The sequence below is a fragment of the Kitasatospora sp. NPDC057198 genome (assembly GCF_042670125.1).
Lineage (GTDB): Bacteria > Actinomycetota > Actinomycetes > Streptomycetales > Streptomycetaceae > Kitasatospora.
On the sequence record NZ_JBHUWH010000154.1, the window covers coordinates 1 to 15,939 of the forward strand.

13 protein-coding genes and 1 riboswitch are annotated in these 15,939 nt (G+C 74.1%); of the genes, 10 read left to right on the forward strand and 3 right to left on the reverse strand.

Features of this window, described 5'->3' with window-relative positions; genetic code table 11:
- Positions 1 to 23: 23 nt before the first annotated feature.
- The 5 genes from ACFUEL_RS18945 to ACFUEL_RS18965 all read left to right on the forward strand — a co-directional run bounded on the left by ACFUEL_RS18945 (position 24) and on the right by ACFUEL_RS18965 (position 6,808).
- A complete protein-coding gene (locus ACFUEL_RS18945) occupies positions 24 to 1,409 on the forward strand; it encodes an NYN domain-containing protein (protein ID WP_380237482.1) in 1,386 nt (461 codons plus the stop codon).
- 185 nt (positions 1,410 to 1,594) lie between these two features.
- Positions 1,595 to 2,632: an NlpC/P60 family protein gene (locus ACFUEL_RS18950; protein ID WP_380237483.1), complete on the forward strand. Its 1,038-nt coding sequence runs from the start codon at positions 1,595 to 1,597 to the stop codon at positions 2,630 to 2,632.
- Between the two features lie 378 nt (positions 2,633 to 3,010).
- A riboswitch (cyclic di-AMP (ydaO/yuaA leader) is annotated at positions 3,011 to 3,165 on the forward strand.
- Between the two features lie 10 nt (positions 3,166 to 3,175).
- Positions 3,176 to 4,246: an NlpC/P60 family protein gene (locus ACFUEL_RS18955; RefSeq protein ID WP_380237485.1), complete on the forward strand. Its 1,071-nt coding sequence runs from the start codon at positions 3,176 to 3,178 to the stop codon at positions 4,244 to 4,246.
- Positions 4,247 to 4,454: 208 nt separating this feature from the next.
- Complete coding sequence (locus tag ACFUEL_RS18960) at positions 4,455 to 5,516, forward strand: NlpC/P60 family protein (RefSeq protein WP_380237486.1); 1,062 nt, start codon at positions 4,455 to 4,457, stop codon at positions 5,514 to 5,516.
- A 218-nt stretch (positions 5,517 to 5,734) separates the two neighbouring features.
- Complete coding sequence (locus tag ACFUEL_RS18965) at positions 5,735 to 6,808, forward strand: hypothetical protein (protein WP_380237487.1); 1,074 nt, start codon at positions 5,735 to 5,737, stop codon at positions 6,806 to 6,808.
- 8 nt (positions 6,809 to 6,816) lie between these two features.
- Here ACFUEL_RS18965 and ACFUEL_RS18970 read toward each other — a convergent pair whose 3' ends face one another.
- Positions 6,817 to 7,722 carry a carbohydrate kinase family protein gene (locus tag ACFUEL_RS18970; RefSeq protein WP_380237488.1) on the reverse strand — a complete coding sequence of 302 codons (906 nt, stop codon included), beginning with the start codon at positions 7,720 to 7,722 and terminating at the stop codon, positions 6,817 to 6,819.
- An 89-nt stretch (positions 7,723 to 7,811) separates the two neighbouring features.
- Positions 7,812 to 9,176 (reverse strand): glycosyltransferase 87 family protein, encoded by a 1,365-nt coding sequence (locus ACFUEL_RS18975; RefSeq protein WP_380237490.1) that lies wholly within the window; start codon positions 9,174 to 9,176, stop codon positions 7,812 to 7,814.
- A gap of 254 nt (positions 9,177 to 9,430) precedes the next feature.
- Here ACFUEL_RS18975 and ACFUEL_RS18980 point away from each other — a divergent pair, with 254 nt between their 5' ends.
- Positions 9,431 to 10,573 carry a glycosyltransferase family 4 protein gene (locus ACFUEL_RS18980; protein ID WP_380237491.1) on the forward strand — a complete coding sequence of 381 codons (1,143 nt, stop codon included), beginning with the start codon at positions 9,431 to 9,433 and terminating at the stop codon, positions 10,571 to 10,573.
- Positions 10,574 to 10,775: 202 nt separating this feature from the next.
- Here the strand turns inward: ACFUEL_RS18980 and ACFUEL_RS18985 are convergent, their stop codons facing one another.
- Positions 10,776 to 12,572: an AMP-dependent synthetase/ligase gene (locus tag ACFUEL_RS18985; RefSeq protein WP_380237492.1), complete on the reverse strand. Its 1,797-nt coding sequence runs from the start codon at positions 12,570 to 12,572 to the stop codon at positions 10,776 to 10,778.
- Between the two features lie 247 nt (positions 12,573 to 12,819).
- Here ACFUEL_RS18985 and ACFUEL_RS18990 point away from each other — a divergent pair, with 247 nt between their 5' ends.
- From ACFUEL_RS18990 to ACFUEL_RS19005, 4 genes are all read left to right on the forward strand, one after another.
- Positions 12,820 to 13,263 (forward strand): SRPBCC family protein, encoded by a 444-nt coding sequence (locus ACFUEL_RS18990; RefSeq protein ID WP_380237493.1) that lies wholly within the window; start codon positions 12,820 to 12,822, stop codon positions 13,261 to 13,263.
- An 8-nt stretch (positions 13,264 to 13,271) separates the two neighbouring features.
- A complete protein-coding gene (locus ACFUEL_RS18995; RefSeq protein ID WP_380237494.1) occupies positions 13,272 to 14,438 on the forward strand; it encodes an ArsA family ATPase in 1,167 nt (388 codons plus the stop codon).
- A gap of 46 nt (positions 14,439 to 14,484) precedes the next feature.
- On the forward strand, positions 14,485 to 14,799 hold the full coding sequence (locus ACFUEL_RS19000; RefSeq protein ID WP_380237495.1) for a DUF5304 family protein: 315 nt from the start codon (positions 14,485 to 14,487) through the stop codon (positions 14,797 to 14,799).
- A 196-nt stretch (positions 14,800 to 14,995) separates the two neighbouring features.
- Complete coding sequence (locus ACFUEL_RS19005; protein WP_380237496.1) at positions 14,996 to 15,937, forward strand: ROK family glucokinase; 942 nt, start codon at positions 14,996 to 14,998, stop codon at positions 15,935 to 15,937.
- The last annotated feature ends 2 nt before the right edge of the window (positions 15,938 to 15,939 follow it).

The following is a 15,939-nucleotide window of genomic DNA, read 5'->3' on the forward strand; positions in this document are numbered from 1 at the left end:
GACCAGGATCGGAGCCGAGGACAGTGGCGGAGGCAGCGAACGCGCCCGCGGGCCCGGACGGGACCGCGCCCGCCCCGGCCCCGGAGCCGCACGGCGGCACGGAGACGGCCGGGCGCCCCCTGCCCGAGGGCGTGCGCCGGCGGGTGGTCGGCATCGCCTCCGACGCGCTCGGCGGCATCCCGGTGGGCGAGCTGCCCGCCTCGCTGCGCCCGTACGCCAAGTTCACCCCCGCCCGGCGGGCCAAGTACGCGGCGACCGCGCTGGCCGCCGCGCTGGAGTCGGACCCGGCGTTCCGGGTCCGGATAGCCGAGCGGCTGCGGCTGGGCCAGCCCGACCTGGTGCAGGCGCTGGAGGCGGGCACCGTCCCGGCCGCCGCCGACCCGATGGACGTGGCGGCCGCCGCCTACCTGGTGCGCCCGGCCGGCTGGACCGGGCTGGTGGAGGAGGCCGGCGAGGAGGCCGAGCGGGCCGACGCCGAGGGCGCCGCCGCCGAGGCGGCCCGGCTGGCCGAGAAGCTCCAGGGGGAGCTGGCGGAGGCCCGGGCGGCCGCCCGCGGTGAGCTGGAGCGGCACCGGGCCGAGGCCGAGGGGGTGCGCAAGGAGGCGGAGTCGCTGCGCAAGAAGGTCCGCTCGCTGGAGGCGGACACCCGCCGGGCGCAGGCCGAGAGCCGCCGCCTGGCCGGGGAGCTGGAGGCGGCCCGGTCCGCCGCGGCCGCCGAGCGCAGCGCCGCCGAGAGCGAGGCCCGCCGGCTGCGGCACCGGGTCGCCGAACTGGAGGCCGCGGTGGAGAGCGGGCGGCGCACCGCCCGCGAGGGCCGCAGCGTGGAGGACATGCGGCTGCGCCTGCTGCTGGACACCGTGCTGCATTCCGCCCAGGGCCTGCAGCGGGAGCTGGCGCTGCCGGTGACGGCGCTGCGCCCGGCCGACCTGGTGGAGGCGGTGGAGCCCGGTTCGGCCTCGCCGCACGACGTGGCCCGGCGCGGCCTGGCCGAGGACGACCCGGCGCTGCTGGACCAGCTGCTGGCGATCCCGCAGGTCCACCTGGTGGTGGACGGCTACAACGTGACCAAGACCGGCTATCCCCAACTGCCGCTGGAGCAGCAGCGGATGAGGCTGCTGGGCGGGCTGGCGATGCTGGCCCAGCGGACCCAGGCCGAGGTGACCTGCGTCTTCGACGGCCAGGACCTCGACGTGCCGGTGATCATGGCGCCGCCGCGCGGGGTGCGGGTGCGCTTCAGCCGCACCGGGGAGACCGCGGACGAGCTGATCCGCCGGCTGGTGCGGGCCGAGCCGCAGGGGCGGCCGGTGGTGGTGGTCTCCGCGGACCGGGAGGTCGCGGACGGGGTGCGCAAGGCGGGGGCCCGGCCGGTGGCCTCGGTGCTGCTGCTGAACCGGCTGGCCCGTAGCTGAGGAGGGCTCAGGGGACCGCGGGGCGTCCGGAGTGTGACGGTCCGGTGAAGGGGGGCGGGTGGGGCGGACCGGAAGCCCCCCGGGAGTGGACGCGGAGGCGTGGACTTCACTAGGGTCTGGCGTCAAACCTATATTCCGGACCTTCACTCTTTGGGGTGAGTCCAGCAGGAAGAAGGAGCACCCCCTTGGCCTCCCACCGCCGTCCCAAGCAGCCGAGCCGTGCGCGGATCTCCGTGTTCACCGCCGCCGCCGCGACCGCGGTCGCCCTGACGGCCCAGGCCAGCGCGCACGCCGCCCCGGCCCAGCCGAACAAGGACGAGGTCAAGGCGCAGGTCGACAAGCTGCTGGAGGAGCAGGAGCAGGCGGCCGAGAAGTACAACGGCGCCAAGGAGCGGGCCGACCAGCTGCGCAAGCAGGCCAGTGACCTGCAGGACCAGGTGGCCCGCGGCCAGGAGCAGTTGACCGAGCTGGCCTCCGGCCTGGCGGCGGTCGCCGGAGACCAGTACCGGCAGGGCGGCGTCGACCCGTCGATGCAGCTGATGCTCTCCTCCGACCCGGACCAGTACCTGACCAAGGCGGCCTCCTTCGACCAGGCCGCCAGCACCCAGGCCGAGACGCTCAAGTCCCTCAAGGACCAGCAGCGCCGCCTGGACCAGCAGAAGCAGGAGGCCGCGGCCGTCCTGCACGAGCTGGACAGCCAGACCCAGGCGCTCAACGACGCCAAGAACGACGTGAACAGCAAGCTCGCCGAGGCGCAGCGGCTGCTCGCCAAGCTGAGCGCCGCCGACCGGGCCGCGATCCTCCGGGGCAGCGGCTCCGCCGCCTCGCGCAGCGCCTCCCGGGTCGACCCGTCCACCCTGCCGCAGGCCAGCGGCTACGCGGCGACCGCCGTGGCGGCCGCGCTCGGCAAGCAGGGCTCGCCGTACGTGTGGGGCGCCACCGGTTCGAGCACCTTCGACTGCTCCGGCCTGATGGTCTGGGCGTACAAGCAGGCCGGCGTCTCGCTGCCGCGCACCTCGCAGTCGCAGGGCAGCTACGGCGTGAACGTGGGCACCGACTGGCACAACGCGCAGCCCGGCGACCTGGTCATCTACTACAACGACCGGCACCACGTCGGCATGTACATCGGCAACGGGCTGGTGGTGCACGCGCCGCGCACCGGTGACGTGGTGAAGACGATGAAGGTCGACACCCTGCCGATCTCCACCATCCGCCGGGTCTGACCGGACGGTCTGACGGACCGACGAATCGGACAAACGCCCCACCGGGCGACAACTGACGCATCGTGACACGCCCGGACGGCTCGAGATCCTCCTGTGATCTGCGACACGTCCGGGCGTGGTGTTTCTCGACCATATCGTGAGAATTATTACGCTCCGTGTAAGTGGTCGATCACAATCGGTCAGATTTGCCGGGGTATTTGATTCAGAATCAGATTTTTTTCTGACAAGGATTTGAACGGATCACGGATCGGTTACTAGGGTCTTGCCTCGACCACCGCAGAGTCGATCGCCCAAGGGGGGCGGCGGCGGAGGTCGCCGCCGAGTCCGTGACGCAGCGGGCAGACCGTCAACACCGGGTCTGCCGACGGGGATACCCCAACCGGGGTGCTGTCGAACGGAGCCGGGGAACCACGTTCCCCCGGGGTGAATCGGCGCCGGGACGACCGCCGCGCGCGGTCGGTGAGGCGTCGTAGGGCAATCTCTTCCGGCCCGAACCCGTCAGCTCACCCGGTAGGCGGTGTGAGGAAGAAGGAGTCCGCCTTCGTGGCGTCCCATCGCCGTCCCAAGCCCGTCGGCCGTGCCCGGGTCTCGATTCTCACTGCCACCGCCGCCGCTGCCGTGGCGCTCTCCGCCCAGGGCGGTGCGCACGCCGACCCCGCGCCGACCAAGGACCAGGTCAAGCAGCAGGTCGACCAGCTCAACGAAGAGGCCGAGGTCAAGACCGAGGCGCTGAACGCCTCCGTCGAGAAGCAGCAGGACCTGCAGAAGCAGGTCGGCCAGCTGCAGGACCAGCTCGCCCGGCAGCAGGAGCAGGTGACCACCGCCCAGGAGGGCCTGGCCGGCATCGCCGCCGAGCAGTACCGCACCGGCAACATGCCGCAGACCATGCAGCTGATGCTCTCCAGCAGCCCGGACTCCTTCCTCGGGCAGGCCGGCACGATGAACGTCGTCGGCGCCACCCAGGCCGACCTGCTCAAGACGTTCAAGTCCGAGCAGGCCAAGCTCGACGCGCAGCGCAAGGAGGCCGAGTCCAAGCTCGCCGAGCTGGACACCACCACCAAGGCCCTCAAGGCCGACAAGGAGGACGTCCAGGCGAAGCTGGCCAAGGCCCAGGAGCTCCTCAACACGCTGACCCAGCAGGAGCGCGAGCAGCTCGCCGCCGCCGAGGCGAAGGCCGCCGCGGACGCCAAGGCCAAGGCCGACTCCGCGCAGCGCGCCTCCCGCGACACCGTCCGGGTGGAGCTGAACGCCCCGGCGTCCTCCAGCTTCTCGGGCAACGCGGTCGGCGCGGCAGTCTCCAAGCTCGGCACCTGGTACTCCTACGGCGCGGCCGGCCCGAACAGCTTCGACTGCTCCGGCCTGATGCAGTGGGCCTACAAGCAGGCCGGCGTGTCGATCCCGCGCACCTCGCAGGCGCAGGCCGGGGCCGGGACCAGCCTGGGCACCGACATCGCCAACGCCCGGCCGGGCGACCTGGTCATCTACTACAACGACCAGCACCACGTGGGCATGTACGTCGGCAACGGGCAGATCATCCACGCCCCGCACACCGGCGCGCAGGTCCGCTACGAGTCGGCGACGGCCATGCCGATCAACCGGATCGTCCGGATCTGACGGACCGGCGCGGCCCCGGGCCCGGTACCCCGCAAGGGGTGCCGGGCCGCTTCCGTGCTGGTGTCCGATTCACGGTCAAATATTCGTGACTGTCGGGGTTTGGACTGGATCGATCCGACTCGCTAACCTCTGCCCCCGGGCCCCCGCGAGGACGGCCGTCCGACGGCGGACGGCGGCGGAGGCCGGCCGCAGAACGGAGCCGTCGCACGTGTCCGTGCACCGTCGCACCCCGCTGCCCGGCGTCCAGCGCCTCGCCCGCGCCCTGGCGCTGACCGCCGCCGCCACCGGCGCGCTCGGGCTGACCGTCGGCGGGGCCGCCGCCGCCCCGCTCAGCCCGGCCGACCCGGTGGGCCGCGGCGAGGTCAAGGCCCAGGTCGACCAGCTCTACGAGGAGGCCGAGCAGGCGTCCGAGCGGTACAACGCGGCCCAGGAGCGGCAGAGGCAGTTGCAGGCCGAGGCCGGCAGCCTGCAGGACCAGGTCGCCGCCGGGCAGGAGGAGCTCAACCGGATGCGCGGCGACCTGGCCGCCGTCGCCGCCGACCAGTACCGGACCCAGGGCGTGGACCCCACCGTCCGGCTGATGCTCGACCAGGACCCGTCCGGCTACCTGACCGGTGCCCGCTCGCTCGAACAGGCCACCTCCCGGCAGGCCGACAGCCTGCGCGAGCTCGCCGAGCGGCAGCGCCGGCTGGAGGCGCGGCGGCACGAGGCCGGCGCCAAGCTCGCCGAACTGGAGCAGGCCCGGCAGCAGCTCGCCGCCGCCAAGGACGACGTCCGGGAGCGGCTGGCCGGGGCCCAGCGGCTGCTGAACGGCCTCGCCCCCGCCGAGCGGGCCAGGATGGCGGCCGAGGACGCCCACGACGCCCGGCAGCGCGCCACCCGCGGCACCGGCCGGATCGACCTCGGCGACCAGCCGGCCTCCTCGGACCGCGCCGCCGCCGCGCTGGCCGCCGCGCTCTCCAAGATCGGCTCCCCGTACGTCTACGGATCCACCGGGCCGGGCACCTTCGACTGCTCCGGTCTGATGTACTGGTCGTGGCGGCAGGCCGGAGTGACCCTGCCGCGGACCTCGCAGGCACAGGCTTCGGCCGGCCGGCGGGTGAGCCTCGCCGAAGCCCGGCCCGGAGACCTGGTGATCTTCTACAACGACAGGCACCACGTCGGCATGTACGCCGGCGGGGGCGTCGTCGTGCACGCGCCGTACCCCGGCGCCCGGGTCCGCTACGAGAGCGTGAGCGCGATGCCGGTCAACACGGTGGTGCGGGTCTGAGCCTCGTCGACGAACCCCTGGTCACCGACCTGCCGCCGGCCCCCGGGCCGCCGCCGCGGGCCGGTGCCCCGCTGTCCCGGCGCGCCGCGCTGCTGCTGGCCGCCGCCGCGGCCACCCAGCTGTCGCTGCCCCGGGCGCTGCCCGCCCCGCCGCGCCCGTCGCCCGCCGTCCCGGACGGCGAACGGCCGCCGTCCGGGCTGCGGGAGGACGCGGCCCGGGTGCTGTCGCTGCGCGGCCGGGCCGTCGCCGAGCGGAACGCCGAGGCGCTGCTGGCGCTGTCCGCGCAGGGCTCCGAGGAGGCCGACCGGGACCTGCTGACCCGCACCGCCGGGCTGCGCTTCACCGAGTACGGGCTGCGGCTGACCTCGTTCGCCGAGCCGCCGGCCGGGGCGGGCCGGTTCACCGTCGGCGCCGAGCTGGCCTACCGGCTGACCGGGGTGGACGACTACCCGGCGCTGCTGGAGCGGCAGGTGGAGCTGGTGCGGGAGGCCGGCGGCTGGCGGGTCGCCCGGGAGACGCCGACCGGCGCGGCCGCGCCCTGGGACCTGGGCACCGTCCGGGCGGTGGAGGGTGCCCGCAGCCTGGTGCTCGGCATCGGCGCGGGCGCCGAACCGACCGCGCTGGCCGCGCTCGCCGACCGCGCGGTGCCCGCGGTGGAGGCGGTCTGGGGCCCGTCCGCGGCCCGGCTGCTGCTCGAACTGCCGCTCACCGAACAGGATTTCGCCCGCCGGATGGACGTGTCCGCGGACGCTTACCAGGGCATAGCCGCGGTCACCCTGGCGGTCGGCGGCGCCCCCGAACACACCCCCGCCGACCGGATCGTGGTCAACCCGGACGCCTACCGGCAGCTCAGCGAACTCGGCCGCCGGGTGGTGGTCACCCACGAGGCCACCCACGTCGCCACCCGGGCCGACACCAAGTCCTGGACGCCGCTGTGGCTGTCCGAGGGCGTCGCCGACTACACCGGCTACCTGGGCTCCGGGCGCACCGCCCGGCAGATCGCCCCCGAGCTGGCCAAGGACGTCCAGAACGGCAGGGCACCCGCCGGGCTGCCCGACGACGCGGCGTTCACGGCCGGCGCGGCCGGCATCGCCCAGGCGTACGAGCAGGCGTGGCTGGCCTGCGACCTGATCGCCCGCCGGTACGGGCAGGACCGGCTGGTCGCGCTCTACCGGACCGTCGGGGCCTTCGGCGCGGGCGGCCTGGAGCGCGCGCTGAAGGCCCGACTCGGGCTCGGCCTGGCGGAGTTCACCAAGACGTGGGCGGCCGAGGTGGCCCGGCTCGGGGAGTGACCCCGGGATCAGGCGGCGGTGAGCGCCCGCTGGAGGCCCGCCGCGTCCAGGAAGGCGGTGTGGGTGCCCGCGACGGTGCAGGTGTACGCCCCGGCCACCGCGCCGGCCCGCATGCACTCCTCCACCGGGCGGCCCGCCAGCCGGTGGTGCAGGAAGCCGGAGACGAAGGCGTCGCCCGCGCCGTTGCTGTCCACCACCGGCGCGCCCGGGTCGACGGCCGGGAAGTGCCGGGGCGCGTCGTCGCCGCGGGTCAGCAGGAAGGCGCCGTCCGCGCCCGCGGTGGCCACCACCAGCTCGGCCCGGCCCCGGGCCAGCACCGCGCGCATCACCGCCTCCGGGCGGTTCGCCAGGCCCGCCGCGGAGAGGAAGACCACGTCCGAGCGCAGGGCGTAGTGCAGGTGGTGCTCGTCGGCGCCGTCCCAGGCGTGCAGGTCGGTGGAGCTGCTGCGGCCCAGGCGCTCGATGTCCGGGTACATGTCCCGGTTGACGCCCGTGATCGACAGGTGGACGTGCGCCGAGCGCTCCACCAGCGGCAGCCAGAACTCGCGCGGCAGCCGGGCGTCCGCCGGGTGCCGGCCGTCGTAGAAGGAGAACCGCAGGCCGTCCCGGTCGACCAGGTTGACGCTGCGCGGGGTGCCGGCCGGGGCGGGCAGGTGGCTGAAGTCCAGGCCGCGGCGGGCGTACTCGGCGAGGATCAGGGCGCCCTGCGGGTCGTCGCCCAGGAAGTCGGCGAACTTGGTGCGCAGGCCCAGCGCCAGGCAGGCCAGGGCCACGCCGTTGCCGGTGTGCGCCGGGTAGTCCAGCACGGCGGGGACGCCGATCGAGTCGCGGCCCGGCGGGACCTCCAGCCGGTCCACCCGCACGATGGTGTCCACGCCGACGCCGCCGACGATCAGGATGTCGTAGTCGATCATCCGGCGATGGTGGCAGCACGGAGCCCCGCTCTGCAAGGTTTTTCAGAAACTTGCAGAACGGGGCTCGGGGCGTGCCGGGCCGCCCGCGGTCAGCCGCGGTCGGCCGGGGTCAGGTCGTCCAACAGGTCCTGCTCGTAGGCGATGCCCGGCCGCACCGGGTACTGCGGGGCGGCCTGCTCGGCCGACAGCACCACCGTGGTCAGCGCCTCCGGGCGCCGGGTGGAGCGCCACAGCCGGTACGCCGACAGCACCGTGGCCGCCACCAGCACCAGGTTGCGGGCGGTCAGCACCAGCACCCCGCCCAGCTCGCTGCGGTTCACCGAACCGAACATGATCGGGAACTCCAGCGTGGTCAGCACCGCCGTCACCAGCAGCAGCACCGCCACCGGGCGCTGGCTGGTGCCGCGCACCGTCAGGCACACCGCGGCCAGGCCGACCACCCAGATCATGTACTGCGGGGAGATCACCCGGCTGGTCGAGGTGAACACCAGCAGCGCGCACAGCGCCGCGTCGAAGGTGGTCGCCGACGACCAGCGGGCCGCCCGCAGCCGCCACACCAGCAGCCAGCCGAAGCCCGCCACCGACAGCCCCACCATCACCTTGGAGATCACCGGCACCCACGGCCCCAGGAACTCCACCGAGCCGTAGTTCATCGTCACGATGCCGTCCCACGACCCCGACAGCTTCGCGAAGTGCAGCGGCAGCGCGCCCACCGACTCGATCTCGATGCCGCGCTCGGACTGGAACTTCAGGAACTCGAACGCCCCGTTCATCCCCGCCGTCAGCAGGAAGCCCAGCGCGGCCGCGAACGCCACCGCCGACGTCCACGCCCGCCTGGTCCGCCGCCCGCGCGGCGAACCGATCAGCGCCAGCAGCGGCCACACCTTCAACAGCCCGCCCAGGCCCAGCAGCACCCCGCCGACCGCCGGACGCCGCATCATCACCAGCAGGCCGGCCACCGCCAGCGCCGTCACGATGATGTCGTAGCGGCAGTACACCGTCGGCCCGAGCAGCGGCACGCCCACCACCCAGTACCAACCGCCCAGGTAGCTGCGGCCCTTGCGGATCCCGGCCCGCATCAGCAGCGCCATCGCGGCCGCGTCCACCACGCCGCAGATCACGAAGAACGACACCAGGTACGACCAGGGCAGCAGCCCCGGCGCCAGGATCACCAGCGCGGCGCCCGGCGGGTACTGCCAGGTCACGTCGTCCAGCGGGAAGGTGCCGGTGCGCAGCACCTCGTACCAGCTGTGGTAGATCACCGAGATGTCGGTGGTCACGTCGGTGTCGGCGATCCGCAGCACCCCGGCGACCATCAGCACGATCAGCGTCCGGGTCGCCACCCAGCCGCCCGCCAGCGCCCACAGCGGACGGCGGCTCGGCACGGCGGCGCCCCGGGGCGACGGTACCGACGGCTCCGGGGCACCGGCCTCCTCGGCCTGGGCTGACTCCACTGCGCTCCTTCGGGTCGTCGCGTGCACGCCGGTGCACCGGGTACGTCGGGGCCTCACCGGTCAAGGACCGCTGTCCCGCCCGGAAGGTTGCGACGGCACCCCGGTCTTCACCGAACCGTGTCCGGACCGTCCGCGCGGTGCCGCGGCCGGGCCCGGCCGGTGTGACGGGTCGTTCCCGGTGAACGGGCACGGTGACCTATCGTACGGACCACTCACAGGTAGTCCGAGCACCCCCCGACCGAGCGAGCCGAGGCATGCACAAGACCCTCATCGTCACCAACGACTTCCCGCCCAGGCCAGGCGGCATCCAGACGTTCATCCACAGCATGGCCGTCCGGCAGCCCGCGGGCTCGGTCGTGGTGTACGCCTCCACCTGGCGGGACGGCCGCGAGGTCGCCGAGTTCGACGCCCGGCAGCCCTTCCCGGTGGTCCGCGACCGGACCACCATGCTGCTCCCGACCCCGCGGGCCACCCGCCGGGCCGCCGAGATCCTCCGCGCCGAGGGCTGCACCTCGGTCTGGTTCGGCGCCGCCGCCCCGCTCGGCCTGATGGCCCCCGCGCTGCGCCGGGCCGGCGCGCAGCGGCTGCTCGGCATGACCCACGGGCACGAGGCCGCCTGGGCCGGACTGCCGCTCTCCGCCCAACTGCTGCGGCGGATCGGGGCCGGCACCGACGTGCTGACCTACCTCGGCGAGTACACCCGCAGCCGGATCGCCCGCGCCGTCGGGCCGGACGCCGCCCGGCGGATGGTCCAACTCCCGCCCGGCGTCGACGAGAACACCTTCCGGCCGGACTCCGGCGGCGACGAGGTGCGCGCCCGGCTCGGGCTCAGCGGACGGCCGGTGGTGGTGTGCGTGTCGCGGCTGGTGCCGCGCAAGGGCCAGGACACCCTGATCCGGACCTGGCCGCGGGTCCTGGCCGCCCACCCCGACGCGGTGCTGCTCATCGTCGGCGGCGGCCCCCACCGGGCCGAACTGGAGAAGCTCACCGACACGGTGGGCGTACGCTCCTCGGTCGTCCTCACCGGCGAGGTGCCCTGGGAGGAACTCCCGGCCCACTACGGGGCCGGCGACGTCTTCGCGATGCCCTGCCGCACCCGCCGCGGCGGGCTGGACGTCGAGGGCCTGGGCATCGTCTACCTGGAAGCCTCCGCCACCGGCCTGCCGGTCGTCGCGGGGGACTCCGGCGGGGCGCCGGACGCCGTCCGCGAGGGCGGGACGGGGTACGTGGTGCCGGGCAAGGGCGGCGAGGTGCTGCTCGCGGAGCGGCTGGTGCGGCTGCTCGGCGACGAGGGTCTGCGACGCCGGATGGGCGAGGCCGGACGCAAGTGGGTGCACGAAGCCTGGCGCTGGGACATGCTCGCGGAACGGCTCACGGGGCTGCTGCAGGAACGGTAGACCTGCTCGGGACGCGCACCGACAGGGGCGCGGGGAACTGCGCGAAGCGGGAGTGGCACGTCAGCGTGGTCGCGGGACAGTGCAAGTGATCATCCTGCGTCGCGATCTGGCTGTGCGTGCTCGGTTGGCCGCGCAGTTCCCCGCGCCCCTGGTTTCGCAACGTCCGGCGCGCAGCAGGTCTCCCCGCGCCCCTGGTTTCGGCCTATCGCGTGTAGAGGCTCTCGATCTCGGCGGCGAAGTCCTTGAGGACGACGTTGCGCTTGAGCTTGAGGGAGGGGGTGAGGTGCCCGCCGGCCTCGGTGAAGGTGGTGGTGAGGAGGCGGAACTTCTTGACGGCCTCGGCGTGCGAGACGGCCCGGTTGCCGTCGTCGACCGCGGCCTGGACGGCGGCCAGCAGGTCGGGGTCCTCGCGGAGCTGTTCGACCGTCGCGTCGGCGGGCTTGCCGTTGAGGGCCTTCCAGCGGGGGAAGAACTCGTCGTCGACGGTGACCAGGCAGGCGATGAAGGGCTTGCGGTCGCCGACCACCATGACCTCGCCGACGATCGCGTGGGCGCGGATGCGGTCCTCGATCACGGCGGGGGCGACGTTCTTGCCGCCGGCGGTGACGATGATCTCCTTCTTGCGGCCGGTGATGGTGAGGTAGCCCTCGTCGTCGAGGGCGCCGAGGTCGCCGGTGGCGAACCAGCCGTCCTGGAGGGCGTCGGCGGTGGCGGCGGGGTTGTTCCAGTAGCCGGTGAAGACCTGCGGGCCCTTGAGCAGGACCTCGCCGTCCGCGGCGATCCGGATCGCGGAGCCGGGCAGCGGCTGGCCGACGGTGCCGATCTTGGGCTTGTCGTGCGGGTTGAAGGCGGTGGCGGCGCAGGACTCGGTGAGGCCGTAGCCCTCCAGGACGACGAAGCCGATGCCGCGGTAGAAGTGGCCGAGCCGCTCGCCGAGCGGGGCGCCGCCGGAGATGGCGTAGCGGCAGCGGCCGCCGAGGGCGGCCCGGAGCTTGCCGTAGACCAGCTTGTCGAAGAGGGCGTGCCGGATCCGCAGGCCGAGCGAGGGGCCGCCGGCGTCCAGGGCGCGGCTGTAGGCGACGGCGGTGTCGGCGGCGCGGTCGAAGATCCTGCCCTTGCCGTCGGCCTGGGCCTTGGCGCGGGCGGTGTTGTAGACCTTCTCGAACACCCTGGGGACGCCGAGGATCAGGGTCGGTTTGAAGGAGCCGAGTTCCTCGGTGACGTTCTTGATGTCGGAGACGTGGCCGAGCCGGACGGGGGCGATGGCGGCGGCGATCTCGGCGATCCGGCCCAGCACGTGGGCGAGCGGCAGGAACAGCAGGACGGAGGACTCGCCGGTGCGGAACAGCTCGGGCATCCGGGCGGTGACGTTGCCCAGTTCGGCGAGGAAGTTGCCGTGGGTGAGCCGGCAGCCCTTGGGGCGGCCGGTGGTGCCGGAGGTGTAGACGATGGTGGCGACCGAGTCGGGCCCGGCCAGCCGGCGGCGTTCGGCGATCACGGCGTCGTCCACGCCGGCGCCGGCCCGGGTGAGGGCGGCGACGCCGTCCCGTTCGATCTGCCAGGCGTGCTCGAGCGCCGGGAGTCCGGCGCGGACCTCCTCGACCACGGCGGCGTGGGCGTCGGTCTCGGTGACGACGGCGAGCGCGCCGGAGTCGCCGAGGATCCAGCGGACCTGCTCGGCGGAGGAGGTCTCGTACACCGGGACGGTGATCGCGCCGGCCGTCCAGATCGCGAAGTCGAGCAGCGTCCACTCGTAGCGGGTGCGGGACATCACGGCGACCCGGTCGCCGGGGCCGACGCCGGAGGCGACCAGGCCCTTGGCGACGGCGTGCACCTCGGCGAGGAACCGGGCGGCGGTGAGGTCCTGCCACTGCCCGGCGGACTTGCGGCTGAGCACAGCGACGCCCGGGTGCCGCTCCGCGTTCTGGTGGACCAGGTCGGCGAGGTTGCCGTCGCTCGGTACCTGGTAGCGGGCCGGAAGGCTGAACTCGTCGAGCAAGACTGCTCCTCGTCTGCGACGCTGCGGGACGACTGGACGTTACTGCCGGGTAGGCGCGTTCGACCAGGGGGGTCGGCCCCGGTGTTCCGATCGTCACACCGCAGGTCGGGCGTACGGGGGACCGAATCGAACCCTACGGCAGCCCGGAGGTGACCCGCCGGTAGGTGCCCGCGCGGGAAGCGTGCGGCCCCGCCCGCGATAGCCTCTGCTGGGCGCACAGCAGCACAGGGAGATCGCGGAGGCCGCAATGGCGGAGCACACCAGGTCGAGCATTGTCATCGACGCCACCCCGGCCGAGGTCATGGCGGTCATCGCCGACTTCGCCGCCTACCCGGAGTGGACCGGCGAGGTCAAGGAGATCGACGTCCTGGAGGCCGGCCCCGACGGCCGCGCCGCCAAGGTCCGGCTGCTGCTGGACGCCGGCGCCATCCGCGACGAGCACACCCTCGCCTACACCTGGGACGGCGACCGCGAGGTCAGCTGGACGCTGGTCAGCAGCCAGATGCTGCGCGCCCTGGACGGCTCGTACGCGCTCGCCCCCGCCGGGAAGGGCCCCGCCGAGGGCACCGAGGTCACCTACCAGCTGGCCGTCGACGTCAAGATCCCGATGCTCGGCATGATCAAGCGCAAGGCCGAGAAGGTCATCATCGACCGGGCGCTGGCCGGCCTGAAGAAGCGCGTGGAGGGCTGACCGGGCCCGTGGCCACCCGCACCGTACTGGTCAGCGGCCCGGAATCCGGCCGGATCGCCGCCGCCACCGCCCTGCACCACGCCCGGCAGGGCAGCGACACCCTGCTGCTGGCCGCCGACGACCCGCACCGCGCCGTGGACGACCTGCTCGGCGCCCGGCTCGGGCCCGACCCCGTCGAACTGGAACCCGGGCTGGCCGCCGCCCGGCTCGACGAGCAGGCCGCCTTCCGCGCCGCCCTCGACGGCTACCGCGACCGGCTCGCCCCCGCCCTCGACCTGATCGGCGCCCAGCCGCTCGACCCCGACGAACTCGCCCCGCTGCCCGGCACCCGCGCCCTCGCCCTGCTGCGCGCGCTGCCCCGGGCCAAGGCCGAGGTGCTGGTGGTCGCCGCGCCGCCGCCCGCCGAACTGATCGCCACCCTCGCGCTGCCCGCCCAACTGGAGCGCTACCTCGCCCGGCTGCTGCCCGAGCAGCGCCAGGCCGCCCGCGCGCTGCGCCCGCTGCTGGCGGGCCTGGCCGGCGTCCCGATGCCCACCGACCGGCTGTTCGAGGCCAGGGCCGCCGCCTCCGCCGCGCTGGCCGAGGCCGCCGCCGCGATCGCCGCCCCCGGCACCACCGTCCGCCTGGTGCTGGACGCGGCCCGCCCGGCGCCCCGCGCGCTGGCCCGGATCCGGGCCGGGCTCGCCCTGCACGGCCTCCCGCTGGACGCCGTGGTCGCGCACGGCGCGCTGCCCGCCGCCGCGACCGGCTCCGCGGACCCGTGGCTGGCCGCGACGGCCGCCCGGCAGGACGAGCAACTCGCCGCCATCGCCCAGCAGTTGGGCGAGGTGCCGGTGCTGGTCGCCCGGCAGCCCGACGGCGGCCCGGAGGCGCTCGCCGAACGCCTCTACGCCGCCGGCGCCCCGCGCCCGCCCGCCCCCGCCGACCCCCGGGTCGAGGACCGGCTGGCCGCCGACAACCGGCTCGTCTGGCACCTGCCGCTGCCCGGCGCCGACCGGGGAGACCTGGAACTGCTGCGCCGCGGCGACGAGTTGGTGCTCGGCGTCGGAGGTTACCGGCGGGTCCTGGCACTCCCGTCCGCGCTGCGCCGTTGCACGGTCAGCGGGGCCGGACTGGCGGACGGGGTGCTGTCGGTGCGGTTCACGCCCGACCCCGCGCTCTGGCCGCGCGGGTAGGACGGGTGGACGGTTCGGACGGGTCGGACGGATGGGGAGTGGCGCGGTGAGCACGGAACAGCAGCAGGAGCAGGACCGGCAGGAGCGGGACCGGCGGCCGGACGGGGCGGGGGAGTTCGCGCCGCTGGTCGAGGAGGTGCGGAAGTTCGCCGCCGCGGTGGGCGTCAAGGCGGTGGAGATCGGCGGCCGGCTGCGCGAGTCCAACCCCGAGGTCTACGGCCACCTCGCCGCCGCGGGCGGGGAGCTGCTGGCCGCCTACCGGGCGGCCGTCGCCCGGCACGAGCGGAACTGGTCCGCGCCCCAACACGCCGAGGCCGAACGGGTGGACCTGGACGGGGCCGCCGAAGGGCCCGACAAGTAATCAAACCGGTCGAACGGTGGCGTCACGCTGCGGTCACAGCTGCTTACCGAACGGTACCGTTGGTATGACTTCTGAAGGCACCATGACCAAAGGGTCGGCAATTGCCTTCGAATAATGTACGCCTGACTGTATACGTGGGTACCCCTCAGCGGGTACGGTTCCGCTGAGCGGGAACGAGTGAATAGCTGAGGGACACATGGCTCTGACCATCGGCGTGGACGTCGGCGGTACCAAGATCGCAGCAGGCGTGGTCGACGAGTCCGGCGAGATTCTGGCCAAGACCCGGGTGCCGACCCCGGCCGACCCCCAGTGGGCGGTCGACGCGATCGCCCAAGGCGTACGGGAGTTGAAGGAGCAGTATCCCGACGTCGCAGGGGTCGGCGTCGGCGCGCCCGGGTTCGTCGACCGGGACCGCTCCACCGTCCTGATGGCGCCCAACATCGACTGGGAGAACGAGCCCCTCAAGCAGCGGATCGAGGAGCTCACCGGCCTGGAGACCGTCGTCGAGAACGACGCCAACTGCGCCGCCTGGGCCGAGTTCCGGTTCGGCGCCGCCGCCGAGTACGAGGACATGGTCCTGATCACCGTCGGCACCGGCATCGGCGGCGGCATCGTCCTCGACGGCCGGCTGCACCGCGGCCGGTTCGGCGTGGCCGGCGAGATCGGCCACCTGAACATGGTCCCGGACGGCCTGGACTGCGGCTGCGGCGGCCACGGCTGCTGGGAGCAGTACGGCTCCGGGCGCTCGCTGCGCCGCTACGGCCGCGAGCGCGCCGCCGCCGACCCGATCGCCGGCAAGCGGATGCTCGAACTCAACGACGGCGTCGCCGAGACCATCCGCGGCATCCACATCACCGAGGCCGCCGCCGAGGGCGACGCGCTGGCGCTGTCCTGCTACGCGGAGCTCGCCGACTGGCTCGGCCGCGGCATGGCCGACCTCGCCGCGCTGTTCGACCCGGGCGTCTTCGTCCTCGGCGGCGGCGTCTCCGACTCGGGCAGCCTGCTGCTCGACCCGGTCACCGAGAGCTTCCGGAAGTACCTGACCGGCGGCCCGGCCCGGCCGGTCGCCAACGTGGTGCTGGCGTCGATGGGTTCGGCCGCGGGCATCGCGGGCGCGGCCGACCTGGCGCGGATCTAGCC

Bases quoted from the DNA above. Each gene is read 5' to 3' on its own strand.
- ACFUEL_RS18970 (WP_380237488.1), bottom strand. From the start codon at position 7,722: ATGATCGACTACGACATCCTGATCGTCGGCGGCGTCGGCGTGGACACC.
- ACFUEL_RS19005 (WP_380237496.1), top strand. From the start codon at position 14,996: ATGGCTCTGACCATCGGCGTGGACGTCGGCGGTACCAAGATCGCAGCA.
- ACFUEL_RS18980 (WP_380237491.1), top strand. From the start codon at position 9,431: ATGCACAAGACCCTCATCGTCACCAACGACTTCCCGCCCAGGCCAGGC.
- ACFUEL_RS18990 (WP_380237493.1), top strand. From the start codon at position 12,820: ATGGCGGAGCACACCAGGTCGAGCATTGTCATCGACGCCACCCCGGCC.